The organism is Hyphomicrobium sp. (genome assembly GCF_019744875.1).
GTDB lineage: Bacteria > Pseudomonadota > Alphaproteobacteria > Rhizobiales > Hyphomicrobiaceae > Hyphomicrobium_C.
Genome location: NZ_JAIETU010000002.1, coordinates 1125694 through 1150834, shown reverse-complemented (window position 1 = coordinate 1150834; position 25141 = coordinate 1125694). Strand labels below are relative to the sequence as shown.

Genomic DNA, 25141 nt, shown 5'->3' with positions numbered 1-25141 from the left:
CTCAATACTCCAGAGGCAGAGACACGCGCCGCCCATCCCGCGCGGAAAGATACATCGCGATCAGAAGCTCGAGCGACTTGAGCCCTTCGCGCCCATCCGTCTCGGGCTCGGCCTCGCCGCGCAGGCAGTTGATGACGTTGTTGTAGTAGAGCGGATGCCCGTGGCCGTACACGCTCGTCGTCTCGTAGCTGGCCTGGGTAATGCTGTCGTCCTCGGGGGCCTTGTCGGCGAACTCCCAATGCTGGATTTCGTTGGCGGCCCGCCCGCCGATGCGAACCGTGCCGGTCTCGCCGAGGATCGTGATGCTGCCCTCGAGATTTTTCGGATAGGTCAGCATCGTCACGTTGAGCGTGCCGACGGCACCGCTCCGCCAGCGCAGCGCCGCAACGCCGGTGTCTTCGACCTCGATGTCGCGCGCCAGCGTTCCCGTGAACGCCGCCACGCTTTCCACGGGGCCGATCAGCCATTCGAGCAGGTCGATGTAGTGGCTTGCCTGGTTCATGAAGGCGCCGCCGTCGAACTCCCACGTGCCGCGCCATTTGGCGCTGTCGTAGTATTCCTGCGGCCGCGACCAGAACACGTTGACCGACACGGAGTAGATGCGCCCGAACCGGCGCTGTTCGATGGCCCGCTTGAGAAGCTTCAGCGTGGCGTTGTGGCGGTTCTGCTTGACGACGAACAGGTGCACGCCCGCCGCGTCGCACGCATCGACCATGGCGAGGCCGTCTTTCCAGCGCGTCGCCATGGGCTTTTCGGTCACGACGTGGAAGCCCGCTTGTGCGGCCTGGATGGCTTGCTGCGGGTGCAACCCGCTCGGCGTGGTGATGACGACGCAGTCCGCGTTCGCGCTGGCGAGCATCTGCGCATAGTCGCTGTAGGGCGTGGCCTGTGTCTGCTCTGCGGCGGCACGAAGGGCGGGTGCGGCGGGATCGCAGACGGCGACGAGCTCGCAGCGGTCGGCATGGGCTTTGATGGCGCCGATGTGATTGTGCGAGATGCGCCCACACCCTGCGAGGGCGAAGCGTATCTTTCTGTCGGTGATCGGCGTCATCGGGCTACCCTGGCGGCTAGGCGAAGTCTCCGGTCCGCAGAAGGGACAAAGGCGGGTCCGGATCCTGACCGCTTTCGGAGATCTCAAATCGAAATAAGGCAGTGCGGCGAGACAGCTTTGCGAAACGGACGGCGCTATCGAAAGCCGCAGCGGCGCACACCGCTAATACTGGCAAAGTTCCAGTCGCGCCAGCTCATAAACTCATAAATTCATGAGAGGAAACATGAATGCAGCCGGTGTGAGCGACCGCTCGGGCGCGAACGCGACGCCTGACGCCAGCGCGCCGGACCGACGCCTGCGCCCTCGGTCTCAAATTGGCCTGAAAGCAGAGAGCTTTGGGTCCATTCGAGGCCGCAGGAAGGGATTGCGGAATGGCGCGGACGGCGTCGATAGTGGGGCCGGACGAGGCGAGGGAGTAGGTGGGTGATTGAACTCGGATTGGGCGCGCTGCTGATCGCGGGCGCCATTGTGGTTGCCATGGGCACGGCCTCGGCCGCCCTCGGCATCGTCGATCTTCTGCCCCTGCTGGGGTACGGCGGCGTGGCGCTGGTAGCGGCGCTGGGAGCCTTGCTGTGCGCAGCCGGCCTCACGCGCCGCGCGCTCAAGCGCGGCACGGCACACCGACATGGTTTACGGTCCGGCCGGTTAACGGCCACGGCACTGATCGTGGCAGTGGGTCTCGCCATCGGCTTGCCGCTCGCGGCGGACCTCTTGAACCTGGTGCGGATCGAGGGCTTCCCGCTCGGCTACTATCTCGCGGCACAGGGCGTGCTGATCGGCTTGGTCGTGCTGGCCTTCGTGTGGGCCGGTCGCCAGAACCGCATCGACGCCGAGGAGCCGGGCCCGTGACGCAAGCATCCGTGACGCAAACATCCGCCGCGCCTCCCGTAGCGTTTCCCTTGGTGTCCGGCCTCGCGGCGGCCGCGCAGGCCATGCCCGTCGCGCTGATCGCAGCCCTGCCCGGATTGATCTACGTCGCCGGTTTCGATCATCTCGCCTATTGCATCGGCCTCCTCGCCGGCATCGTGCTGGGGGGCGTCTGGGTGGCGCCCAAGCTGGCCGCGAGCGGCGCTGCGAGCGCCACCGAAGCGCTTGCCATGAGGTTCGGCGTTACGGTCGCGCGTCTCGCCGCCGCTGTTGTCGTTCTGGTGGTTCTCTCGCTTCTTGTCGCGGAATTCGCGCTCGTGGACGCGATGGCAAACGCTTTGGAAGTCCCGGGCTCCAGCGCCATTGTCGCGATGCTGGCGCTGGGAGTGCTCGGCGCGCTGCTGCTCGGAGACCGTCTTTTTCGCGCCGTTGCGGCGATCGCATTCGTTCTCCTTTCCGCAAGCCTGCTCATCCCGCTCGCGCTGCTGGCTTACAAGGCCCACGGCGCAGGCTTCCCCCTGACCGACTACGGCCGCACGTTCTCCGAGATCGCCACGCTGGAAGAAAAGCTCCTGGGCGCGGGCCTCGTCGACTTCGACACGTTCAGCGGCCATGTTTCAGCGTTTCTGAAAATGACCCCGCTCGATATGGTCGCGCTGATCATAACGCTGGCGCTGGGCGTCGCTGTCTTTCCGCCGCTTCTCGCCTCCGTCGCGTCGGCGCGCAAACCCGCGGCCGCACGCCTCGCCGGAGCGTGGACGGCGCTGCTCGTGATGGTGGTTCTGCTCTCCGCGCCCGCGCTCGCCGCATACGCCAAGCTCGAGATCTACGGAGCGCTGACAAGCGCCACGCCGCTTTCGAAGCTTCCGCCGTGGCTGGAGGCGCCGATGCACGCCGGCCTCGCGCGCATTCACGGCACTTCCGTCGACCTGCTTGAGAGTGCGGCCTTCGCTGTTTGGACCGGGGCCGACACCGCGTCATCCGTTTCCGGTTTGCTTTTGAACGAAGCGGCGAGGACGCAATGGGCAGCCCTTGATCCTGAAACGCGGGAGGTCGTGTTCGGGGCCGCGCGAACGCTGGCGACGGAGCCGGGCGCGTCAGCCTGGGATCTCTACCAATCGGTCGTCATTCCGGCGGCCGCCCGGGCGCAGGGCAATGCGGATCTGACGCTCTCGCAGGCGGCCCTCGCCATCGAGCCCGCCGGACTACTGCTCGCATTGCCCGAAATGACCGGTGCGCCGCGTGTTGTGCTGCCGCTGATCCTGCTCGGCCTCGGCTCGGCAGTGCTGGTGATGGTGATGACTCTGATGCGCACCCTGCTTTCGCTCCGCGCCACGGTGGTCGCACGCCTCGAGGGGCCCAGTTGGCGAAGGATCGCGCTTGTGGTGATCGCGAGCGCGGTCTCGGCCATCGCCGCAGCCATCTCGACGATCGACAAAGAGCTGCTCACGACAGCCGTTGTCGGGTCTCTCTCGCTGGCCGCGGCCGGCCTCTTTCCGGCGGTCGCGATCGGCCTCTCCTGGCGGCGCGCCACGGCATTCGGCGCAGCCGCCGCCATCGTCGCCGGAGCCGGGCTCGCGCTTTACTATGAGGCTGGGACAAAGGCGTTTCCGGCCGCCTTCTACGAAACGTGGCCAGCCCTTTCGAACGCCAGCGAACCGGCGATCGAGGAATACAACGCCCTGACCGAAGTCTGGCGCGAGGCAGAGCAAGGAGATGCCAAGGACGCCGCCGGAACCGCACTCGACGATTGGGCGCGCGGCACGGCGACAAGGCCTGGGCTTGCCAACTGGCGCGGCATCGACGGGGCGGTCTCGGCCATCTTCGCCGTGCCCGTGGGGATCGTCGTGCTGATCTTTGTAAGCCTGCTCACGCCGCGGCGCCGGCAGGCGCTGCCCAGCTAGAGCAGGCTCAACTGGCAGTCCCGGCTCAGCCGTAAGCCAGCCGCGGCTGCCAGTGCGATGCTTCGCTGGCCGCCAGGAACTGCGCCACCACCTCGATGCTTTGCGCGTCGCGCAGCAGCGGAGCATGCCCTTCGCCCGGAACGAGATACGACGAAAGCTGCGGGTGGAGCCGGTGCATCGCCTCCACCGTTTCCTCTGACAGGATGTCGGAATTCTCGCCGCGGATCACCAGCACCGGCACCCGCCGCAAGCCTTCGAACTGAGGCCACAACTGCGGGATCGGCCCGTCCAGCACCGACATCGCGTTCGCGAGCGCCGGATCGTAGCCGGGAGCGGGGCGCCCCTTGTGCTCGTTGAACCACTGGCGCGCGACAGCGACCCACTCGTCCTTGCCGACATTGGGGAACGCGCGCCGGCACATGTCTTCGACGAGCGCCCCGGCGTCCGTCCACGATGCGGGCAACGGAATGCGCCCGACGTATCCGGCAATGCGGCTGAGGCCCTTCTGCTCGATGACCGGGCCGATGTCGTTCAGCACGACAGGCCCCACCGCGCGCGGCCGCAGCGCCGCCAGCACCATCGCGATCAGTCCCCCGCGCGACGTGCCGATGATGGCCGGCCGCTCGAGCCCCGCGACGATCATGAAGTCGAGCACGTCCACCGCTTCGAGCGGCACGGCGTAGTTGCGCCAGTTTTTGTCGGAGTCGGATTGCCCGCGCCCCCGGTAGTCGAGCGTGAAGACATCGCGCGCGCCGTCGAACCGCTGCGACAGCGCCTCGGCAAGAACGTGGAAATCACGCCCGTTACGGGAAAGCCCGGCGAGGCACAGGAGCGGCGTGCGCTCCGCGCCATTGCTGCCGAACACGGCCGGATAGTGCCGCCCGCAGAGCCGAAGCCCGTCATGGGTCGTGAAATAGATCTCGCGATACGACTGCGCTCTGCTCGTCATGCTGCTTACCCCGGCTTTTCGATCCCGCATTGGCCGCCCAGCCGCCGCGAGACCACAACATTACATGGGACTCATAGCTACGCGTAACTCGTCATCTGCTCATCCGTCGGATCGCGACTTCGACGCTCCCCCCGCGACACGCGCGCGGTTGAGATCGTCTTCGAGCCGCAACGGTGCCCGCTCCTCGCCGAGGCGCGCGCGGTAGATCTGGATGTTGGCCAGAACCTTGGCCACGTATTCCCGCGTTTCCTGGATCGGAATGCGTTCGATCCAGTCGATCGGGTCCACTTTCGGGTCGCGCGGATCGCCGAACTCGCGGATCCACTGGCGCGCCCTGCCGGGCCCCGCATTGTAGCCCGCCAGCGTCAGAATGTAGGAGCCCGAAAAGTCCGCCATCCGGTCGCCGACGTAAGCCGACGCCAGCATCGTATTATAGGATGGGTCCGACAAGAGCCGGTTGATGTCGCACTTGATCTTGTAGTCTCGGCACACGTGCTTTGCGGTCACAGTCATGACCTGCAACAGGCCCTTGGCGCCCGCGCCCGAGACGATCAGCGTGTTGAACTCCGTCTCCTGGCGCGCGAGCCCGAGCAGCATCGCCGTCTCCGGCGGGCTGCGCAACGGCGTGTAGGCCGGGAAGGGATGCACCGGATAGGCGTAGTAGTAGAGGTTGTGCCCCTGCGCGATGGCGGCCTTGCCGACGCGCACCGCCGACTGCGTATCACCCATCGCTTCGGCCAGATGCGCCACCAGCGCCATCTCGGCTTCGCTGTCGTCGAAGTGCTGGCGAAGCTGCACGATGAAGGCGCGCATGATGCTGGCGTCGAGTCCGGCGCGCTTGGCGATCACGACTGCACGAACCGCATCCAGCGCGATGAAGCGCCTGATCTGGTCCTCGGTCGGGTCTGCCGGAGGCGACGTCGTGATCGCGAGTGGACCCGGCTCGAGCTTCTGCCTGGCGAGCAGGGCGTGGAAGGCGTCCGGGTCTTGCAGCGCCTGCTTGTAGTACTTCGCCGCGGCCGCCTTGTTGTTCAGCGCGTCCGCCGCCCGTCCCAGCCAGTAGCGCGCTTTTGCGCGGCTGAGCGGCCCGTCCGCCGCCTTGTTCATGGCCAGGAAGTGCCGTTCCGCCCCGGCCGGGTCCTTGAGGAAGCGCAAGGCGATCCAACCCGCCATGAACGCCTGTTCCTTGGCGGGGTTGGCGCTGAGCGGCCCGGCCTCGCGCACCAGCGCGTAGGCGAGCTTGGGGTTGCCGTCCTTGAGCGCGTCATAGGCGTTCTGGCGCCGCTCGGTCCACCACTCGTCCGGCGCGACGATCAACGCTTCCTCGGTCGGCGCACCGAGCAGAAGCTTGGCGGCTTCGTCGGTCTTGTCGGCGCGCCGCAGCGCCTGGATGCGATGAAACACAAGGCCCCAGTCCGGCACCTTTTCTGCCGCCAGCGATTCGATGCGCTTGCGTGCGCCGTCCGAACCGAGAAACACGGCCAGCCTCGCCTCGGCCTTGATCTGCTCGACCGGGGGAAGCAGCGGAATGACGCGCCGCACGATCGTCGCGCGCGCAGCCTTGTCCGTTTTCCAGCGGATGTCTTCCATAAGCAGCCGGTCGAGGCGCCACTTGTGATCGGCCGGCGTCAGCAGCGATCCGAACCGCTGCAGGAAGCCGGGCTCGAGGTTCGCCGGCATCATCTTCTCGCGCCACGCCTCGGCGGCAAGGCGGCGCGCCTCGTCCGTGTTGCCTTCGGCAAGATTGGCGGAGGCGAGAGCGGCAAATCCCACGCCGCTCGCGGGCTCGCGCGCCACGAAGAAGCTCTTGATCTCGCCCGAGCTGCCGCCCTGGGTGAAAAGCGCTTCCTCCATGCGCTGGGTCAGCGTCGTGCGGTCGGGCCACGCGGGATTGGCCTCCAGGAAGGCGCGCACTTCGGCGGGCGTGCCGAGGCCGCGCCGCAGGCGGTACCAGTCGATGAGCTTGCGCGCGACGGGGTCCGAGATCTGCGCCTTGATCGCGGCCGCCGCGTCCCCGCCTTGCCCGCCCGAGGAGAGCGCCTTGAACGCCTCGCGCACCGCGTCGGCATCCGCTTTGCTCACGTCGGCGGAAACGAGGGGCGCCAGCGCCTTGTCCAGGCGCGCCATGTAGGCGCGCTCGCTCTTCGAAGGATTGGCGGGTTTCGGCAGCTCTCCGAGCGCCACGGCCGGCGACAGGCTGCGCAGGAGCGCGACCGCGATCAGCAGTCCGCCGAACAGCCGGCTGACGAGCTGGACGCGCCGCGCGCCTCTGCTGGCCACGCCTGTGCTGGCCGCGCCAGCACTGCGTCTACCCCTGCTGCGTCCCGAGGTCTCGGTCAACGATTGTCCTGCCACGCGTATCCTCGCTGCGGGCCGATGCCCGGCCGCAATAGTCCACATTTTCAGGCGTTGCGGCCCGTGTAAGGGTCTTTTTACTTGGCCGGAAAAGCCGGTTCGTCAAAGCGCCGCGTCGGCTTGCAGGCTGCCGTCTGAGCGCATAATGTCCACCATCCCAGCCGCAATTGAGACGCGAGGCCGAGACGGACGACCAACGGAAGGGTACAAACTCGGGCGCGAGCGTTCAAGGTGCCCCGAGACCGTCCGCGGGCCCGAGACTGTCTGAAGTTGGAGACGTCTGAAGTTGGGGCGTGTCTGAGGGTAGAGCGTGTCTGGCGGACCAGTCTATCACGGGGCGTGATTATGCCTCGGGAGACTATGGGCTGAAGTAGCGGTGACGGGCGCATGCCCCGTCGCGAATTCGAGAATCGAGAGAGCGGAATGTTCAAAGGCTCCATTACGGCGCTCATCACGCCATTCAGGAACGGTCAGCTTGACGAGGAGGCTCTGCGCAAGCTCGTCGAATGGCAGATCGCGGAGGGCACCCACGGCCTCGTGCCGACCGGCACGACCGGCGAAAGCCCCACTTTGAACTTCGACGAGCATAAGCGCGTGATCGAGATCACGGTCGAAACGGCACGCGGGCGGATTCCCGTCATTGCCGGCACCGGATCGAACTCGACCGATGAAGCGATCGAGCTGTCCACGTATGCCGAGCGCATCGGCGCGGACGGCATCCTGATCGTCAATCCCTACTACAACAAGCCGAACCAGGAAGGCCTCTACCAGCACTTCAAGGCCATCAACGACAAGGTCGGCATCCCGATCGTCATCTACAATATTCCGGGCCGCACCAACGTCGACATGTCCGTCGAGACCATGGCGCGCGTGTTCCAGCTCAAGAACGTGTGCGGCGTGAAGGACGCGACGGGCAATCTCGCGCGCATCTCCCAGCAGCGCGCGGCGATGGGGCCGGAATTCAATCAGCTCTCCGGCGACGACGTGACGGCACTCGGCTTCATCGCCCAGGGCGGCCACGGCTGCATTTCGGTGGCGTCCAACATCGCCCCGCGTCTCTGCGCCGACCTGCACAACGCCTGCATGAAGGGCGATTTCGCCACCGCGCTCAAGCTGCAGGACCGCCTCGTGCCGCTGTTCGACGCGATGTTCGTCGACACCAATCCGGGCCCCGTCAAGTATGCCGCCTCGCGCCTCGGCCTGTGCACGGCGGACATGCGCCTGCCGCTCGTGCCCGTCACCGACCAGACGCGCAAGGTCGTCGATGCCGTCCTGAAGAAGGTGGGGCTGCTGGACGCGGTCGCGGCCGAATAGCGATCGCAGGATAACAAAACAATGTCGGCCAAGACGGACGACGGCCGCAAAATCATTTCCGAAAACCGGAAAGCGCGCCACGAGTACTTCATCACGGACACCTGGGAAGCCGGTATCGAGCTGAAGGGCACCGAGGTTAAGAGCTTGCGCACGGGGCAGGCGAACATCGCGGAGAGCTACGCCTCGTTCGAGGACGACGGCAGCTTCTGCCTGATCAACGCCTACATTCCCGAGTTCCAGGATGCCGGCCGCTTTTTCCAGCACGAGCCGCGCCGCAAGCGCCGCTTGCTGCTGCACAAGAGCGAGCTTGCCAAGCTGTTCCAGGCCGTCGAGCGCAAGGGCATGACGATCGTGCCGCTGGAGCTTTATTTCAACGCCCGCGGACGCGCCAAGCTCAAGCTGGCGATCGCCGAAGGCAAGAAGCTGCATGACAAGCGCGAAACCGCCGCCAAGCGCGATTGGAACCGCCAGAAGGCGCGCATCATGCGCGAAAAGGGCTGAGGCCGATGGCGGGTGATCGCGCCCTCCACGACGTGGATTGGTCGACGCTTCCCGTGCCCGAAGACGACGGCGCGGCGCGCCACCTTCCCGGGCGCGCGCTTCCCGATCTGGAGTTGGCGGCAACCAGCGGCGCCGCGATCAACCTTGCGCGGCTCGCCGGACGCACGGTGGTGTTCGCCTATCCGATGACGGGAACGCCGGGCCGGGCGCTGCCGGACGGCTGGGATGCAATTCCCGGCGCGCGCGGTTGCACACCGCATGCCTGCGCCTTCCGCGATCTGCACCAGGATCTGAGCCGGGCCGGCGCCGCCTTCGTGTTCGGTTTCTCGACGCACACGGAGAGCGAGCAGCGCGAAGCAGCGGGCCGCCTTCACCTCCCGTTTGCACTGCTGTCCGATGCGAGCCTCAGCCTGACACGCGCCCTCGACTTGCCGGCCATGGAGGTGGGCGGCAAGACGATGATCAAGCGCTTGGCGCTCATCGTGCGCGATGGCGCGATTGAGCACGTGTTCTACCCCGTGTTTCCGCCGGATCGGAACGCGGGCGATGTGCTCGCCTGGCTGAAGGCGCATCCGGCATGAGCACGCCGTGGCCCTATCCCGCACCCGTTGATGATGGCGCCGCGGCGCACCTCGTATCGGGTTTCGCATTGCCCGACATCGCGCTCTCCGAAACGTCGGGCGGCGTGATCAGTCTCGCGCAGTTGCCCGGCCGCTGGGTCGTGTTCGTCTATCCGTGGACCGGCCGTACGGGCCTCTCCAATCCACCCGATTGGGATCACATCTCCGGCGCGCATGGATCGACGCCCGAGGCGGAAGGCTTTCGCGATCATCACGAGAGATACCGCGCCGCAGGCGTCGGCGTTCTCGGCATCAGCGGACAGAGCCCCGCCGATCAGCAGGAGTTCGCCGCGCGCATGGCGCTGCCGTTTCCGTTGCTGTCGGATGCGTCAGGCGCGCTTCGCGATGCCCTGCGCCTGCCGTCCTTCGAGACCGGCGGCGTGACATATCTCAAGCGCCTGACGCTCATTGCGCGCGATGGCCGGATTGAGAGAGCGATCTATCCCGTCCACCCGCCGCACACACACGCGGTGGATCTGCTCGCGGATCTCTAGAGGCACCGGTTTTTCGACAAGAAGCACGACAAGAGAGAATCTATAGATCGCTCTCGATATCGCCCGGCGAGAAGCCGAGCTTTTCGAGCCCTTCCTCGAGATAATCCGAAAGCAGTGGCAACCCGAGCAGATAGCGCGCCGTGGCGTTGATCTGCTCCGAGCGCGCCGTCTCCACCGCCTCGTCGAGTTCCTCGGGTTCGAACGTGCCGCGCCCGATCCAGGCCAGCGCAACGAGGGAGGCCTGCTCGTCGTCGTTGAGCGCGTCGATGAAGCCTACGATCTCCGCCGCGGTCGGGTCGTCGGCGAAGTCTTCCAGGATCGCGCTCGGATCCTCGGCCGCGTCGCCTTCCTCGGCCGTATCGTTCCACGCCCCCACCTTGGCGTCGTACTCGCGCGCCTTGATGATCACGTGCGCCACCTTCTCCGGCGCAATGTCGAGTTCGGGCTTGCTGGCCATCGTCGGTCCTCGCGAACGGTGCAGGGGGCGAACGACGGTCACTCCTGCGGGGTGGCTGGATGATAAGCGTCTGACGGCAAACGTGAAGGGGGAGATGCGCGGCTTTTAGCTCACGACTGCGGCAACGCGTCGAGGTAGGCGCGCACATCCCGGAACACGTCGTGGAACATGGCCGTGGTCAGCCGCTTCGTATTCGTGTTGAGCCGCGAGCAGTGCAGGCTGTCGAACATCGCAAGCGGGGCAGACCCGCGATGTCCGCCGACGTCGTGTCGCGCGCGGTGCTGAAACGGGTGGGACGCTTTGCGCAGCGCCAGCGTCGCCAGGGTCTGGTCGTGGGCGACGCGCCCCAGCACCAGAAGCGCTTTCAGGTTCGGCAGCGCGCCGAGGCGCGACGTGAAATAGCCGCGACACGTGTTGATCTCTTCGGGCAGCGGCTTGTTCTGGGGCGGCACGCAGCGCACGGCATTGGTGATCATGCAGTCGACGAGTTTGAGACCGTCGTCGGGCGACGCCGCATAGGTGCCGCGCGCGAAACCGAATTCGATCAGCGTCGAATAGAGGAGGTCACCCGCATAGTCGCCCGTGAACGGCCGTCCCGTGCGGTTGGCGCCCTTGAGTCCGGGAGCCAGCCCGACGATCAAAAGCCGCGCGTTGGAGGATCCGAACGAGGGCACCGCGCCGTTGAACCAGGCAGGCTCGGCACGCGCCGCCTGCTCGCGGTAGGCAACGAGCCGCGGGCACAGCGGGCAGTGCCGCGGCGCCTCGGGAGGGAAGGGTGCTTTGGTGGATGCGGGCGCGAGAGCCATGGCGGACGTGACTGCTGATAAGGAAACGATCCCGCAGTCATGAACCGGGCCCGCGCGCGAACGCAAGCGGTATTGGCCGCTTGGCGCGCAGGCGAGCCCGAGCCGGTTCTTAGACTTCTTCCTGCGAGGCTTCGCTCTCGTGGAAATCGCGCGGGCTGTGACGCTGGCGCGTTTCACGCGTTGCCCGCGCCGAGGAGTCGCGGCCGATGAGCTGCTCCAGATCGGCGAGGTCGATGAACTGGTCGGCCTGACGGCGCAACTCGTCGGCAACCATCGCTGGCTGCGTCTGCAGCGTCGACACGACGCTCACGCGCTTGCCCTTCTGCTGCAGGGCGGCAACCAGCCCGCGGAAGTCGCCATCGCCCGAGAACAGCACGATATGGTCGAGCGTGTCCGAGAGGCGCATCGCGTCGACGGCCAGCTCGATGTCCATGTTGCCTTTGATCTTCCGGCGGCCCTGGGCGTCGGTGAACTCCTTGGTCGGTTTGGTGACCATGGTAAATCCGTTGTAGTCCAACCAATCAATCAGTGGGCGGATAGAAGAGTATTCTTGGTCTTCAGAGAGCGCCGTATAGTAAAGCGCGCGCACCAGTTGCGCCTTCTGCCGGAACAGTGCGAGCAGGCGCTTGTAGTCGACGTCAAATCCCAATGCCTTCGATGTCGCGTACAGATTCGCGCCGTCGATAAAGAGAGCCACACGTTCGCCTTGATAAAAATGCATTTTTTTCTTCCTTAATGGAGCTAGCAGCGGGGCAGAGCCGCGCGCGCAGCCGAAATTAGGCCAGTGAAGGACTAAACTTTGGTACGAGGCTCTGATCTGTCAACCGTCGCAATTTGTACACCAATACTCTTGCTCCGGGAACGGCAAACGCCCCACCTCAGTCCTGTAACGATTTCAGTCGGCATATACAGCAATTTTCACTAAAAGTATATAAAATTTCATAAGCGGAAATTAAACGCCTGAATTTTATAGGGTGTTAATATTAACGACACCAGTGTCGCAGGCCGGGCCTTGCAGCCGCCGAGACGCATAATTAGCGTCCTCGACCTTGCCCCCTGGCGTTTTTCGTGTCACTTAGGCCCCATGGAACGCGTGCGCCGAGCCCCTGGGCTGCGGGAGCCGTAGGTTTCGGTCTTTCAATCTTCAGGTCATTGACACGGAAGGGTGCGAGCGAATGGCACGCGTCACAGTCGAGGATTGCGTCGACAAGGTCCCGAACCGCTTTGAGCTGGTGCTTCTGGCCGCCCACCGCGCGCGGGCGATCGCCAACGGCGCAGCGATCACGATCGATCCCGACAACGACAAGAACCCGGTGGTTGCGCTGCGCGAGATCGCCGAGCGCACCGTCCCGGCCGAGGACATGCGCGAGTCCCTCATCCACTCGATTCAGAAGAACGTCGAAGTGGACGAGCCGGAAGCGGGTGCAGCACCCGTGCTTCCGCAGGAACGCCGCAGCCCGATCCTGGGCCGCGACGAGCAGTCCGCCGACAATCAGGTCGATGTGCTGACGGAAGAGCAGCTCCTGCGCGGTCTCGAAAGCATGACACCCTCGGAGCCGTCCTCGAACGGCGGCAGTGGCGGCCCGCGCGAGCGCGGACGCTGAGACGAGATCGGCCGGCGTTCTATCGCCGGCCTGAACTGCGTCCCTGCCCGATGATGCGCTGGAAGCGAAGCGGGGCGCCATCTACGATAGCGGTCGGCGCTGGAAGTATGTGCGACCCATGATGCGGCAGTACGAGCTCGTCGAGCGAGTACAGAAATACGACCCGACGGCAGACGAGGCGCTTCTCAATCGCGCCTACGTTTATGCGATGCGTGCGCATGGCTCGCAGAAGCGCGCGTCGGGCGCGCCCTACTTTTCCCATCCCCTCGAAGTAGCTGCGATCCTGACCGAGCTCAAGCTCGATGACGCGACCATCGTCACCGCGCTGCTGCACGACGTCATCGAGGACACCGACGCCACCCGCGCCGAGATCGACCAGTTGTTCGGCGCGGAGATCGGCGCGCTCGTCGACGGCCTGACCAAGATCAAGCGTCTGGACCTGATGTCCAAGAAGGCGGAGCAGGCCGAGAACTTCCGCAAGCTCCTGATCGCGATTTCGAGCGACATCCGCGTGCTGCTCGTCAAGCTCGCCGATCGCCTGCACAACATGCGCACGCTCGAGCACATGAAGCCCGAGAGCCGCAAACGCGCCTCCGAGGAAACGCTCGAGATCTATGCGCCGCTCGCCGGCCGCATGGGCATGCAGGCCCTGCGCGACGAGCTGGAGGAGCACGCATTCCGCTGGCTGAACCCCGAAGCCTACAAAACGGTGACGGAAAAGCTGGAGGAGCTGCGCGCCAAGAACGAGGGTCTCGTGGACGAGATCGCGACCGGGCTCCACACGATGCTGGCCGACGTCGGCATCGCGGTGGAAGTGTCGGGTCGCGAGAAAAAGGCCTACTCCGTCTGGAGCAAGATGGCCAACAAGCAGATTGGCCTGGAGCAGCTTTCGGACATCTACGCCTTCCGCGTCGTCGTCGACACCATCGACGATTGCTACCGCGTGCTCGGCATCGCGCACACGACGTGGCGCACCGTGCCCGGGCGCTTCAAGGACTACATCTCGACCCCGAAGCAGAACAACTACCAGTCCATTCACACGACCGTGGTCGGTCCGCGCCACCAGCGCGTCGAGCTGCAGATCCGCACCCGCGCCATGCACAGCGTCGCCGAGTACGGCGTCGCCGCGCACGCGGCCTACAAGGATGCCCAGAAGCAAAACGAGAAGCACAACGGCAGCGCTTCGAGCGCGCTGGTCTTCACGGACAAGGAGAGCGGACCCTACCAGTGGCTGCGCCGGCTGGTCGAAACGCTGCTTGAAGGCTCGAACCCCGAGGAGTTCCTCGAGCACACCAAGCTCGAGCTGTTCCAGGATCAGGTCTTCTGTTTCACGCCCAAGGGCCGCCTCATCGCGCTTCCTCGCGGCGCCACCCCGCTCGACTTCGCTTATGCCGTGCACACCGATGTCGGCAACGCCGCCGTCGGCGCCTACGTCAATGGCCGTCACGTGCCGATCGACACCCGCCTGCGCAACGGCGACGAGGTCGAGATCCAGACGTCGAAATCGCACACGCCGCCGGCCGCCTGGGAAAGCCTCGCCGTCACCGGCCGCGCGCGCTCCGCCATTCGCCGCGCCGCGCGCGATGCCATCCGGCGTCAGTACGCAGAGCTGGGCCGCCGCCTGCTCATTTCCGCGTTCGATCGCCTCGGCGAGTCCTATTCCGACGAGCGGGTAAAAAGGGTGCTGCCCCGCCTTCTGCACAAGAGCCTCGACGATCTGCTGGCCGCCGTCGCCCGCAACGAGATCAAGACCGAGGACGTGGTGCGCGCCGTCGTGCCGGAAGTCGTCGCGGCAACGAAAGCCACGCCCGCCCGGCCCGAAGGTCCCGCGAAATCCGCCAAGGGCTGGCTGAGACTGACGCGCGCGGCCACGAGCAAGCTGCGTCTCGGCAGCTCGTCCGAGCCGGAGGCGCTGACCACCGGCCGCGTGCGGGGCATCCCGATCCGCGGCGTCAAGAACGACATGCCGGTGCTGTTCGAACCCGGCGGCGCCGTGCCCGGCGACCGCATCGTCGGCGTCCTCGCGCCAGGCGAAGGCATCCGCGTGTTCCAGATCTCCTCGCCGCAGCTCCAGGAGTACGAGCACGAGCACTGGATCGACGTGGCCTGGGACGTCGACCCCGAAAACCCCGAGCGCTTTCCGGCCCTGATCAGCGTCACCGCGCCGAACCGGCCCGGCACGCTGGCCGAGATCGCCAATGTCATCGGCCAGTCGGGCGGCAACATCGACAATCTAAAGATGCTGCGGCGCGCGTCCGACTTCACGGAGCTGCGCATCGGCCTCGAGGTCTGGGATCTCAACCATCTCAACCAAATCATCGCCGGCCTGAAGTCAAAAGCCGTGGTCAGCAAGGTCGATCGCGTGTTTGAATAGCCATCTCGTCCTTGAGCGGCATTTGGAATGGACATGACCCGCCCGCACAGCCCCATCCGTCTCGGTGTCAACATCGATCACGTGGCCACCATCCGCAACGCGCGCGGCGGCCGCCACCCCGATCCGCTGCGCGCCGCCCACCTTGCGGTCGAAGCGGGTGCGGACGGCATCACGGCGCATTTGCGTGAGGATCGCCGCCACATCTCGGATGCGGACATCGCCCGCCTCAAATCCGAGCTGACCCGCCCGCTCAACCTCGAAATGGCGGCAACGGCAGAGATGGTCGCCATCGCGCTCCGCCATGTTCCGAATGCGTGCTGCCTCGTGCCCGAGCGGCGCGAGGAGCGCACGACCGAGGGCGGCCTCGACATCGTCGGCCAGCAGCGCCAACTCGTGCCCGTCGTCGCCGAGCTCAAGGCGGCCGGCATTCGCGTGTCGCTGTTCGTCGAACCCGACAGCCGCACCATTGCCGCCTCCGCCGCCGTGGGCGCCGACATCGTCGAGCTTCACACCGGTCGCTATTGTGAGTTTGCCGCCGAGGACAACGCCAAGGGTGCCGCCGCCGAGATCGCGCGCATCGCCAACGCCGCCTCCGAAGCGGCAGCCCTGGGGCTCGAGGTTCACGCTGGCCACGGGTTGACCTTCAACACGGTCGCGCCGCTGGCCCGCATGCCCGAGATCGTCGAACTCAACATCGGCCATTTCCTGATCGGCGAGGCGATCTTCGGTGGCCTGCACGGCGCCGTGCGCCGGATGCGCGCCCTGATGGACGAAGCCCGCCAGAAAGTCTCGGGCCGGGTCAGCGCGTAATCGCCCGGAAAGCAGTTGACGTGAAAGCAGCCGGCGTGAAAGCGGGCGCGCCGGACGCGGCGCCTCGTTTATTGGCGTCATTAATCTGCCGTCTGGCCGTCCGAGGTTTGCAAACACGGGCGCACAGCGCCCTTGGAGTGGCATTTCAAGTCCATACGGGTCGGCGTTTGGGGTGCGGTGTCTGAAATTCCGGGGGGCGGCTCCGCGCCGCACCGGTTTGCACGTTGCCCGCTAAGTCGCTATAGCGGGCGGAGTTTGACAGTCGCTCCTCGGCCGCGCCGGGGGTGGCAAGGGAGCAGGAGATGAGCCTGGGCACGAACTCCAAGGCCGATGCGGGGTCCGGCTGGGCCGAAACCGCGAAAATCGTAGTGCAAGCCCTCGCCATTGCGATGGTTGTCCGGGTCTTCTTCTATCAGCCGTTCAATATTCCGTCGGGGTCGATGAAGTCGACGCTGCTGATCGGCGACTACCTGTTCGTCTCCAAGCTCTCGTACGGCTACAGCCGCTTCTCCTTCCCGTTTAGCCCAGACATCTTCTCGGGCCGCGTGTTCGCCTCCGAACCGAAGCGCGGCGACGTCGCCGTGTTCCGCCTGCCGCAAGATGAGTCCATCGACTACATCAAGCGCGTCGTCGGCCTGCCGGGCGATGAGATCCAGATGAAGAGCGGCGTGCTCTACATCAACGGAACCGCCGTGCCGAAGGTCTACAAGGACGAGTTCAAGAACATTGAGTGCGACCGCTATTTCCGCCATTGCCGCGACGTCGTCTACAAGCGCTACGAGGAAACGCTCCCCGAAGGCATCAAATACACCGTGCTCGATCTCGAGCAGGGCGGTGAGTTCGACGATACGGACGTGTTCAAGGTTCCCGCCGGTCACTACTTCATGATGGGCGACAACCGGGACAACTCGTCGGACAGCCGCGCAACGGTTGGCTATGTTCCGTTTGAGAATTTCATTGGCCGCGCCGAAATCATATTCTTCTCCGCTGCAGTGGATGAACCGGAGGCCATGCGGTGGCTGTCGCCATGGACGTGGCCGTTCGACATTCGCTGGTCCAGATTTTTCAATCTTGTTCGCTGACCTGTTCGCGCGGCGAGCCTGTTTCCGGATTCAGGCGTAATGTTCAAGGCGCGCAAGTACAAGGAGCTCGAAAAGAAGCTCGGCTATCGCTTCAAGAACGAAGCGCTGCTGGCCCGCGCGCTGACGCACGCCAGCCTGCGCGGCGCCAAGAAGGTTACGGAAGACAACGAGCGGCTTGAATTCGTCGGCGACCGCGTGCTGGGCCTCGCGATCGTCGAGCTGCTCTGGGAAACCTATCCGGCAGCAACCGAAGGCGAACTAGCCCGCCATCTCAATCGTCTCGTGCGCGGCGAGACCTGCGCCAAGGTCGGCCGCCAGCTTGGCCTCGGCGACTACCTGATGCTCTCCGACAGCGAGGCCGGCAGCGGCGGGCGGCTCAAGGCCACGATCCTGGCCGATGCCGTCGAAGCCGTGCTGGGCGCGATCTTTCTCGAAGCCGGGTTCAACAAGGCGCGCGACACCGTGCGCAGGCTGTGGGAGAACGAGGAAGTCTCGTTCGGCCAGGCAGCCGCCGATCCGAAATCGGCGCTCCAGGAGTGGGCGCAGGGCCAGGGCCTCGCGCTGCCGACGTATATCGAGGTCGAGCGCACCGGGCCGGACCACGCCCCGCGCTTTACCTCCGAAGTGCACATCAAGGGCCGCCTTCCGGCGCGCGGCGAGGGCGCATCGAAACGATCCGCCGAACAGGCTGCCGCCATGGCGCTGCTCGAGCGCGAAGGTGTGAGGGAGAAACGCCAAATTGGCTGAAACAGAAGCAGGCGGTCAGGGCGCGGGAACAGATGCAGACCGCCGCTGCGGCGTGATCGCCATCATCGGCGCGCCGAACGCCGGCAAGTCGACGCTCGTCAACGCCCTGGTTGGCGCCAAGGTCACGATCATCTCGCGCAAGGTGCAGACGACGCGCGTGCAGATCCGCGGCATCGCCATGCAGGACAAGAGCCAGCTTGTGCTGATCGACACGCCGGGCATTTTCGCGCCGAAGCGCCGCTTGGACAAAGCCATGGTCGCGAGCGCCTGGTCCGGCGCGTCCGATGCCGATCAGGTGCTGGTGCTGATCGATGCCGCGAAGGGCCTCGATGAGGATGTCGAGCAGCTCCTGACCAAGCTCGCCGGACAATCCAAGAAGCCGATCCTGGTGTTGAACAAGGTCGATCGCGTCGAGGACAAAGGCCGCCTGTTTTCGCTCGTCGAGCAGCTCACGGCCAAGCTGCCGTTCGAGCGCGTCTTCATGATCGCGGCGCTGACCGGCGACGGCGTGGCGGAGCTGAAACGCTATCTCGCCGAGCGCGTGCCGCAAGGCCCGTGGCTCTACCCGGAAGACGAGCTGTCCGACATTCCGGTGCGCCAGCTCGCCGCCGAGGTCACGCGCGAGAAGATCTACAACTACCTGCACGACGAGCTGCCCTACCAGATGACCGTCGAAACGGAATCCTGGAAGACGCTGCGCGACAAGTCGGTGCGCGTCGAGCAGGTGATCTTCGTCGAGCGCGACAGCCAGAAGAGCATCGTGCTCGGCAAGGGCGGCCAGACGATCAAGAAGATCTCGCAGGCCTCCCGCACGGAGCTGGCGGAAATCGTCGGCGCGCCCGTGCATCTCTTCCTGTTCGTCAAGGTGCGCGAGAACTGGGGCCAGGACCCGGAGCGCTACCGCGAGATGGGCCTCGAGTTTCCCAAGGACTGACCATGGCCTCGCGCCGCGTCCCGTGTGTGCTTGCGGGAGCGGTCGTGCTGGCCGTGGTGTTGGCAGCGCTGACGGCCGCGCCGCGCCCCGGGTTTGCCGCCGTGCGCCTCTGCGAAGAGACCGTGTCGAGCGGCATTGCCGCCGCGCCGACGGAAAAGGAAGCGCGCAAAGAGGCTCTGGCGGCCTGGCGCGCCAAGGCGCTTCAACACGGCGAGCCCTATGCAAGCTGGCGATTGGCGGCCGGCAAGCTGCTGAAATGTCTGCCCCGTCCGGGCGATGGCTACGAATGCGTGGCGCGCGCCAGCCCCTGCACGATCGAGCAGGCCCCGGACCGCCGCGAGCTGCGCCGCAAGCGCATCGGCGTATGAGAAGATTTGTTGCCTCTCTGATGGTCCGCCGCCGCACCATCGGCTGCGCCTAAGCGCCCGGCCCCTCAACGTTACGGCTGTCATACGACTGCAATGTACCGGGGGTGATTTACCGGCGTAGTTCGCCGATTTCATCACGAGGGGATTTCATGGTCGACGTCGTGGCTCCAGATACCGTTATCCGGCCAAAGCTGGATACGGAGCACAATTGGATTGCCGTCATTCTGTTTATGGGCCTGCTTGCGGGCGGCCTCGGCTTCGCAGCCTACAGCCTCCACAACGACGTGGTGCAGTCCGGCACGGAGGTGATCAACTGGCTGCCGTTCCTTCTGCTCGGCGTCGCGCTGCTGATCGCGCTGGGCTTCGAGTTCGTGAACGGCTTCCACGATACGGCCAACGCGGTCGCCACCGTCATCTACACGCATTCGATGCCCGCCCATGTCGCGGTCGTCTGGTCGGGCTTCTTCAACTTCCTCGGCGTGCTGTTCTCCACGGGCGCCGTCGCCTTTGGCATCATCTCGCTGCTTCCCGTCGAGCTGATCCTGCAGGTCGGCTCGGGCGCCGGCTACGCGATGGTGTTCGCGCTGCTGATCGCTGCCATCATCTGGAACCTCGGCACCTGGTGGCTTGGCCTCCCCGCGTCGTCGTCGCACACGCTGATCGGCTCGATCATCGGCGTCGGCATCGCCAACGCGCTGATGCGCGGCCGTGACGGCACTTCGGGCGTCGACTGGAACAAGGCGACCGATATCGGCTACTCGCTGCTGCTGTCGCCGATGTTCGGCTTCGTCTGCGCCGCGCTCCTGCTTCTCGCGCTCCGCTTCGTGGTTCGCAGCCCCGAGCTTTACGAGCAGCCCAAGGGCAACCAGCCGCCGCCGCTGTGGATCCGCGCTATCCTGATCGCCACGTGCACCGGCGTGTCCTTCATGCACGGCTCGAACGACGGCCAGAAGGGCATGGGCCTCATCATGCTGATCCTGATCGGCGTGGTGCCGACGGCCTACGCTCTGAACCGCACGCCGGAGCCGAGCCAGGTCGCCAGCTTCAAGACCAACGCTGCCGCCGTCGTTGGCATCATCGACAAGAAGACGGAAGGCCGTCGCATCGGCGGCGATCCCCGTCCGCTGGTTTCGGCCGCCATCGCGCTGCACGAGATCAACAACAACGCGCTGCCCGCTGTCGGCGACCTGATCAAGCACATCGTGCTCGACATCGACCAGTACGGCTCGTTCGCCAAGATCCCGGCCCAGGCCGTCGCCAACACGCGTAACGACATGTACCTCGCCTCCGAGGCGCTTCGCTTCATGCTCAAGGACACGAGCGCGATTGCGATCTCGAAGGAGGAGGCCGCGACCTTCAAGGCATTCAAGTCGTCGCTCGACGACGCCACGCGCTTCATCCCGCTGTGGGTGAAGGTGGCGGTCGCCATCGCGCTCGGCCTCGGCACCATGATCGGCTGGAAGCGGATCGTGGTCACGGTCGGCGAGAAGATCGGCAAGTCGCACATGACCTACGCACAGGGCGCGTCCGCGGAGCTCGTTGCCGCGGGCACCATCGGCCTCGCCGACGTCTACGGCCTGCCGGTCTCGACGACGCACGTGCTGTCATCGGGTGTCGCAGGCACCATGGCGGCCAACGGCTCGGGCCTGCAGATGGCGACGGTTCGCAATCTGCTCCTGGCCTGGGTGCTGACGCTCCCGGTCGCGATCCTGCTGTCGGGCTCGCTCTACTGGGTCCTGGCGCACGTCTTCTAGGCTCTAACACGCTCCGATCGCCGCGCGGCCTATCCCGCGCGGCGATTGCCTTTTCGCCTGCTCGATTGTGACGCCACGCGCCTGAAATCGGGTAGTCTCCCCCGATGAACTGGTCCGATGAAGGCGTTATCCTCTCTGTCCGTCCGCACGGCGAAACCGCAGCCGTCGTGGAGGTCTTCACGCGCGCGCACGGGCGCCACCTTGGCCTCGTGCATGGCGGACGCTCGCGCCGCGCCCGCCCCGTGCTGCAGATCGGCAACCACGTCGACGTGAGCTGGAAGGCGCGGCTCGCCGATCACCTTGGGCACATCAACGTCGAGCTGATCCGCGGCTACGCGGCCGCCGCCATGGAGGATCCCGCAGCGCTTGCGGGCCTGACCTCGCTGAGCGCGCTCGCCCGCCTGCTGCCCGAGCGCGATCCCCATCCCAATCTCTACGAGGTGACGCTGTTCGTGCTCGCCTACCTCGATGACGCGAGTGTCTGGCCGGCGCTGCTTGCGCGCTGGGAGCTGGCACTGCTCGACGAGCTTGGGTTCGGCCTCGACCTCACGCAATGCGCCGCGACCGGCGTCAACGACGACCTGATCTACGTCTCGCCGAAAAGCGGCCGTGCCGTGTCGGCCTCGGCCGGCGAGCCCTACCGCGACAAGCTGCTGGCGTTGCCGCCGTTCCTGCTGCCGGGCCGGAAGGCGGCGCTCGCTCCGGGCGACGTCGAACGGAGCTTCGAGCTGACCGGCCATTTCCTCGAAACGCGCGTGCTCGGCAGCCGCGAAGAGACGATGCCGGAGCCGCGCGCGCGCATGCTCGCCCTGCTCAAACGCATGAATGCGGATGGGACGGCCGCCTAGCGCAGGCGCGTCAGCGGACGCGCTCGATCGGCGCGATTTCGATTTTGAGCCCGTTCGCGCTGTCCGGCTTCAGCATGTACACGAGCCCGTCGAGCGCCTGATAGCGCATCGAAAGCCGGCGCCCCCCGAACGTATCGAACGAGATCTCGCCCGGATTGCACGCCGAGTGCGTCATCGAATGAGAGGGCTGGAGATCGTGCGTCTCGCCGCCGAACGCATATCCGATGGTGTTCCGCGTCGTGTTCGAAATCTGGAACTCGTATTGGAGCGACTGCGGACGGCCGAACAGTTGCACCGAAATGAACTTCGGGTCCTTGCCCGGCGCACGCGCCACACCGACGCCGATTTCGGTCATGTCGGGCGCGACGAGGTTGGCCCGGTGCGGCGGCGAGTTGATCCAGCCTTCGACGGACTTCTGCGCCAGCGCCCGCGATTCGAACCCGGCGCTCGAGAGGTTCATGGCAAGGTTCTCGCCCACCTGGCACCATTCATACCCGGCCGACGTGATGCGGTCGCCCACGGCCCGTCCGTCGGCCGTGTGCGAGAACTGGCCGGACTTGGCGAGGTAGGCGGCATAGGCCCGCGCCGCCGCCCTGAGTTCCGGGTTGGCCGTCAGCGCGCCGAGCTTCTGGCGGCCGCGGAACGTATTCGTCAGTTCGATGATGGCGGCTTCGACGACCGGAGTTTCGGGGATAACGGCGGGCATGGATCTCTGCGGGCGGCATTGGATACTGGCCGAGGATCGAGCCTGAGCGCGGCAAAGGCAAGGCGGGAGGCCGGCCCCGTCTAGGGAAAACGCCGCGCATGCGGGCGGCCGGACAACGGGCCGCCTTTTCGCTGAGACAAATTGTGTGTTGGTGCAACTTGTTGCCCTCCAGCACTTGAGGGGAGCCGCGGGGAGACGTAACCAGACGCCATGACAGACAAACCGATTCTTCCGGGCCCCGGCCCGATCGAGCCCGTGATGCTGAAGGATGCGCTCGAGGAGCGCTACCTGGCGTACGCGCTCTCGACCATCATGCACCGCGCGCTGCCCGACGTGCGCGACGGCCTGAAGCCGGTGCACCGGCGCATCCTCTATGCCATGCGCGAGCTGGGGCTCGACCCTGACAAGGGCTACCGCAAGTGCGCCAAGATCGTCGGCGAGACGATGGGCAACTACCACCCGCACGGCAACCAGGCGATCTACGACGCGCTTGCCCGTCTCGCCCAGGATTTCGCCGTGCGCTATCCGCTGGTCGATGGCCAGGGCAACTTCGGCAATATCGACGGCGACAACCCCGCCGCCGACCGCTACACGGAAGCCCGCCTGACGAGCGTCGCAGCGGAGCTTCTCGACGGCATCGAAGAAGACACGGTCGCCTTCCGCCCCAACTATGACGGGCGCGAGCAGGAGCCGACGGTGCTTCCGGCGGCCTTCCCGAATCTCCTTGCAAACGGCGCGGCCGGCATCGCCGTCGGCATGGCCACGAACATTCCCCCCCACAACACCGACGAGCTGTGCGCGGCGCTGCTGCACCTGATCAAGCATCCGAACGCGTCCATCGAAAAGCTGGTCGAGATGATCCCCGGGCCGGACTTCCCGACCGGCGGCGTCCTCGTTGAGCCGCGCGAGCAGATCCTCGAAGCCTATCGCACCGGTCGTGGCGGCTTCCGCCTGCGCGCCCGCTGGGAGCGCGAGGACACCGGACGCGGCGGCTACCAGATCGTCGTCTCCGAGATCCCCTATCAGGTCCAGAAGGCGAAGCTGATCGAGAAGATCGCCGAGCTGATGACGGAGAAGAAGCTGCCGCTGCTGGGCGACATCCGCGACGAGTCGGACGAGAAGGTCCGCCTCATCCTGGAACCCAAGACCCGCACCATCGACCCCGTGCTGCTCATGGAAAGCCTGTTCCGGCTCACGGAGCTGGAGGTTCGTTTCGGCCTCAACATGAACGTGCTGTCGGCCGGGCAGATCCCGAACGTGCTGTCGCTGCGCGACGTGCTGCGCCAGTGGCTGGAGCATCGCATCGAGGTGCTCGTCCGCCGGTCGGAGTATCGCCTCAAGAAGATCGAGCATCGCCTGGAGGTGCTCGACGGCTACCTGATCGCCTACCTCAACATCGATGAAGTGATCCGGATCGTCCGCTTCGAGGACGATCCCAAGGCGAAGCTGATCGCCCGCTTCAGCCTCTCCGAAGTCCAGGCCGAAGCCATCCTCAACCTGCGGCTCAAATCGCTGTCGCGGCTGGAAGAGGTCGAGATCAAGGCCGAGCACGACAAGCTCTCGAAGGAACGGCGCGACATCAAGCAGCTCCTGAAATCGGATGACCTGCAGTGGGAGCGCATCTCGGAAGAGGTGCGCGCCACGCGCGAGCGCTATTCGAAGAAGACCGAGCTCGGCCGCCGCCGCACGAGCTTCGCCGACGCCCCCGAGGTCGATATGGATCTCGAGGCCGCGCTGGTCGAGAAGGAGCCGATCACCATCATCCTGTCCGACAAGGGCTGGATCCGCGCCTTGAAGGGCCACCAGGACGATCTCGCGAAGCTCGAATTTAAGCAGGGCGACAGCCTGAAGCGCGCGGTCAAGGCGCAGACCACCGACAAGCTCATTCTGTTTGCCACCAACGGCAAGTTCTTCACCCTCGATGCGAGCCAGCTTCCCGGCGGCCGCGGCCACGGCGAGCCCGTGCGCCTGATCGTCGATCTGGAGGAGAACCAGGACTTCACCGAGTGCTTCGTGCACGCGCCGGGCCGCAAGCTGCTGGTCGCCACCACGGGCGGCTACGGCTTCGTCGTGCCGGAGGACGAGGTCATCGCGTCGACCCGCAAAGGCAAGCAGGTGCTGAACGTCGGGCCGGGCGAGGAAGCCTGCGTCTGCGTTCCGGTTGAAGGCGATCACGTCGCGACCATGGGCGACAACCGCAAGATGCTGGTCTTCCCGCTCGACGAGATGAACGAGATGACGCGCGGCAAGGGCACGATCCTTCAGCGCATCAAGGACGGCGTGCTGACCGACGTGCGCGTCTTCACCAAAAAGGAAGGCTTGACGTGGCTGGACCCGGCCGGGCGCACCTTCACGCTGGCGTGGAGCGACCTGCGCGACTGGGTGGGGCAGCGCTCGCAGGCCGGGCGGATCGCGCCCAAGGGATTCCCGCGGTCCAACAAGTTCGGCCCGCCTTTCGGCTGACGACACCCGATCCCGAAAAGCCACGCTTCGCCGGGTCCGTGACGGAGTGAACTTGCGCCGCGCGGAGCGCCCCGGTAGGACAGTCGAAGGGGGCATTGCCTGCCTAGACGCGCGTACGGGGCGGCTGCTAGAA

At 65.8% G+C, this 25141-nt stretch carries 23 protein-coding genes; 16 read left to right on the top strand and 7 right to left on the bottom strand.

Translation table 11 applies throughout. The features are described 5' to 3' along the window. Nucleotide 1: 1 nt before the first annotated feature. On the bottom strand, nt 2–1051 hold the full coding sequence (locus K2Y42_RS05445; protein WP_291149414.1) for a Gfo/Idh/MocA family oxidoreductase: 1050 nt from the start codon (nt 1049–1051) through the stop codon (nt 2–4). 423 nt (nt 1052–1474) lie between these two features. On the opposite strand from K2Y42_RS05445, the gene K2Y42_RS05440 reads away from it, so the two are divergent. Further along, nucleotides 1475–1900 carry a sodium/substrate symporter small subunit gene (locus tag K2Y42_RS05440; protein ID WP_291149411.1) on the top strand — a complete coding sequence of 142 codons (426 nt, stop codon included), beginning with the start codon at nt 1475–1477 and terminating at the stop codon, nt 1898–1900. Then, nucleotides 1897–3822, top strand: coding sequence for a hypothetical protein (locus tag K2Y42_RS05435; RefSeq protein WP_291149406.1), 1926 nt, complete (start codon nt 1897–1899; stop codon nt 3820–3822). The genes K2Y42_RS05440 and K2Y42_RS05435 overlap by 4 nt, the downstream gene beginning before the upstream one ends. Before the next feature lie 25 nt (nt 3823–3847). Here the strand turns inward: K2Y42_RS05435 and K2Y42_RS05430 are convergent, their stop codons facing one another. Then, entirely contained in the window at nt 3848–4771 is a 924-nt protein-coding gene (locus tag K2Y42_RS05430; protein WP_291149403.1) for an alpha/beta hydrolase, read from the bottom strand. A 99-nt stretch (nt 4772–4870) separates the two neighbouring features. Further along, a complete protein-coding gene (locus K2Y42_RS05425) occupies nt 4871–7051 on the bottom strand; it encodes a lytic transglycosylase domain-containing protein (protein ID WP_291149400.1) in 2181 nt (726 codons plus the stop codon). 498 nt (nt 7052–7549) lie between these two features. Here K2Y42_RS05425 and dapA point away from each other — a divergent pair, with 498 nt between their 5' ends. The 4 genes from dapA to K2Y42_RS05405 are packed head-to-tail and all read left to right on the top strand — an operon-like array spanning nt 7550 to nt 10055. After that, nucleotides 7550–8440 (top strand): 4-hydroxy-tetrahydrodipicolinate synthase, encoded by an 891-nt coding sequence (gene dapA / locus K2Y42_RS05420; RefSeq protein ID WP_291149398.1) that lies wholly within the window; start codon nt 7550–7552, stop codon nt 8438–8440. 21 nt (nt 8441–8461) lie between these two features. Continuing rightward, the gene (smpB, locus tag K2Y42_RS05415; protein WP_291149395.1) at nt 8462–8941 is read left to right on the top strand and encodes an SsrA-binding protein SmpB; all 480 of its coding nucleotides are present in this window, start codon (nt 8462–8464) and stop codon (nt 8939–8941) included. A gap of 5 nt (nt 8942–8946) precedes the next feature. Then, nucleotides 8947–9522: a peroxiredoxin gene (locus K2Y42_RS05410; RefSeq protein ID WP_291149392.1), complete on the top strand. Its 576-nt coding sequence runs from the start codon at nt 8947–8949 to the stop codon at nt 9520–9522. After that, complete coding sequence (locus K2Y42_RS05405) at nt 9519–10055, top strand: peroxiredoxin (protein WP_291149390.1); 537 nt, start codon at nt 9519–9521, stop codon at nt 10053–10055. The genes K2Y42_RS05410 and K2Y42_RS05405 overlap by 4 nt, the downstream gene beginning before the upstream one ends. Nucleotides 10056–10095: 40 nt before the next feature. On the opposite strand, the gene K2Y42_RS05400 is transcribed toward K2Y42_RS05405, so the two are convergent. From K2Y42_RS05400 to K2Y42_RS05390, 3 genes are all read right to left on the bottom strand, one after another. Continuing rightward, nucleotides 10096–10512 carry a DUF3775 domain-containing protein gene (locus K2Y42_RS05400; RefSeq protein WP_291149387.1) on the bottom strand — a complete coding sequence of 139 codons (417 nt, stop codon included), beginning with the start codon at nt 10510–10512 and terminating at the stop codon, nt 10096–10098. Nucleotides 10513–10622: 110 nt separating this feature from the next. Continuing rightward, a complete protein-coding gene (locus tag K2Y42_RS05395; RefSeq protein WP_291149384.1) occupies nt 10623–11318 on the bottom strand; it encodes a uracil-DNA glycosylase in 696 nt (231 codons plus the stop codon). Nucleotides 11319–11427: 109 nt separating this feature from the next. Next, nucleotides 11428–12039: an NYN domain-containing protein gene (locus tag K2Y42_RS05390; protein WP_291149382.1), complete on the bottom strand. Its 612-nt coding sequence runs from the start codon at nt 12037–12039 to the stop codon at nt 11428–11430. A 454-nt stretch (nt 12040–12493) separates the two neighbouring features. Here K2Y42_RS05390 and rpoZ point away from each other — a divergent pair, with 454 nt between their 5' ends. The 9 genes from rpoZ (at nt 12494) to recO (ending at nt 21839) form a co-directional block, all read left to right on the top strand. After that, the gene (gene rpoZ, locus K2Y42_RS05385) at nt 12494–12922 is read left to right on the top strand and encodes a DNA-directed RNA polymerase subunit omega (RefSeq protein ID WP_291149380.1); all 429 of its coding nucleotides are present in this window, start codon (nt 12494–12496) and stop codon (nt 12920–12922) included. Between the two features lie 118 nt (nt 12923–13040). Then, a complete protein-coding gene (locus tag K2Y42_RS05380) occupies nt 13041–15296 on the top strand; it encodes a bifunctional (p)ppGpp synthetase/guanosine-3',5'-bis(diphosphate) 3'-pyrophosphohydrolase (RefSeq protein ID WP_291149378.1) in 2256 nt (751 codons plus the stop codon). 33 nt (nt 15297–15329) lie between these two features. Further along, entirely contained in the window at nt 15330–16106 is a 777-nt protein-coding gene (locus K2Y42_RS05375) for a pyridoxine 5'-phosphate synthase (RefSeq protein ID WP_291149369.1), read from the top strand. Between the two features lie 302 nt (nt 16107–16408). Next, nucleotides 16409–17188: a signal peptidase I gene (lepB, locus tag K2Y42_RS05370; protein ID WP_291149367.1), complete on the top strand. Its 780-nt coding sequence runs from the start codon at nt 16409–16411 to the stop codon at nt 17186–17188. A 39-nt stretch (nt 17189–17227) separates the two neighbouring features. Further along, nucleotides 17228–17935: a ribonuclease III gene (rnc, locus tag K2Y42_RS05365; RefSeq protein ID WP_291149365.1), complete on the top strand. Its 708-nt coding sequence runs from the start codon at nt 17228–17230 to the stop codon at nt 17933–17935. Continuing rightward, complete coding sequence (era, locus tag K2Y42_RS05360) at nt 17928–18869, top strand: GTPase Era (protein ID WP_291149363.1); 942 nt, start codon at nt 17928–17930, stop codon at nt 18867–18869. Before rnc ends, era begins: the two co-directional genes overlap by 8 nt. A 2-nt stretch (nt 18870–18871) precedes the next feature. Further along, nucleotides 18872–19237 (top strand): hypothetical protein, encoded by a 366-nt coding sequence (locus K2Y42_RS05355; protein ID WP_291149361.1) that lies wholly within the window; start codon nt 18872–18874, stop codon nt 19235–19237. A 149-nt stretch (nt 19238–19386) separates the two neighbouring features. Continuing rightward, nucleotides 19387–20991: an inorganic phosphate transporter gene (locus K2Y42_RS05350; RefSeq protein ID WP_291149354.1), complete on the top strand. Its 1605-nt coding sequence runs from the start codon at nt 19387–19389 to the stop codon at nt 20989–20991. Between the two features lie 104 nt (nt 20992–21095). Next, nucleotides 21096–21839, top strand: coding sequence for a DNA repair protein RecO (recO, locus tag K2Y42_RS05345; protein WP_291149353.1), 744 nt, complete (start codon nt 21096–21098; stop codon nt 21837–21839). 10 nt (nt 21840–21849) lie between these two features. Here recO and K2Y42_RS05340 read toward each other — a convergent pair whose 3' ends face one another. Further along, nucleotides 21850–22545, bottom strand: a complete 696-nt coding sequence (locus K2Y42_RS05340; RefSeq protein ID WP_291149350.1) for a CAP domain-containing protein — start codon at nt 22543–22545, stop codon at nt 21850–21852. A gap of 210 nt (nt 22546–22755) precedes the next feature. Between K2Y42_RS05340 and parC the strand changes: the two genes are divergently transcribed. Then, on the top strand, nt 22756–25008 hold the full coding sequence (parC, locus tag K2Y42_RS05335) for a DNA topoisomerase IV subunit A (RefSeq protein ID WP_291149345.1): 2253 nt from the start codon (nt 22756–22758) through the stop codon (nt 25006–25008). Nucleotides 25009–25141 lie beyond the last annotated feature (133 nt).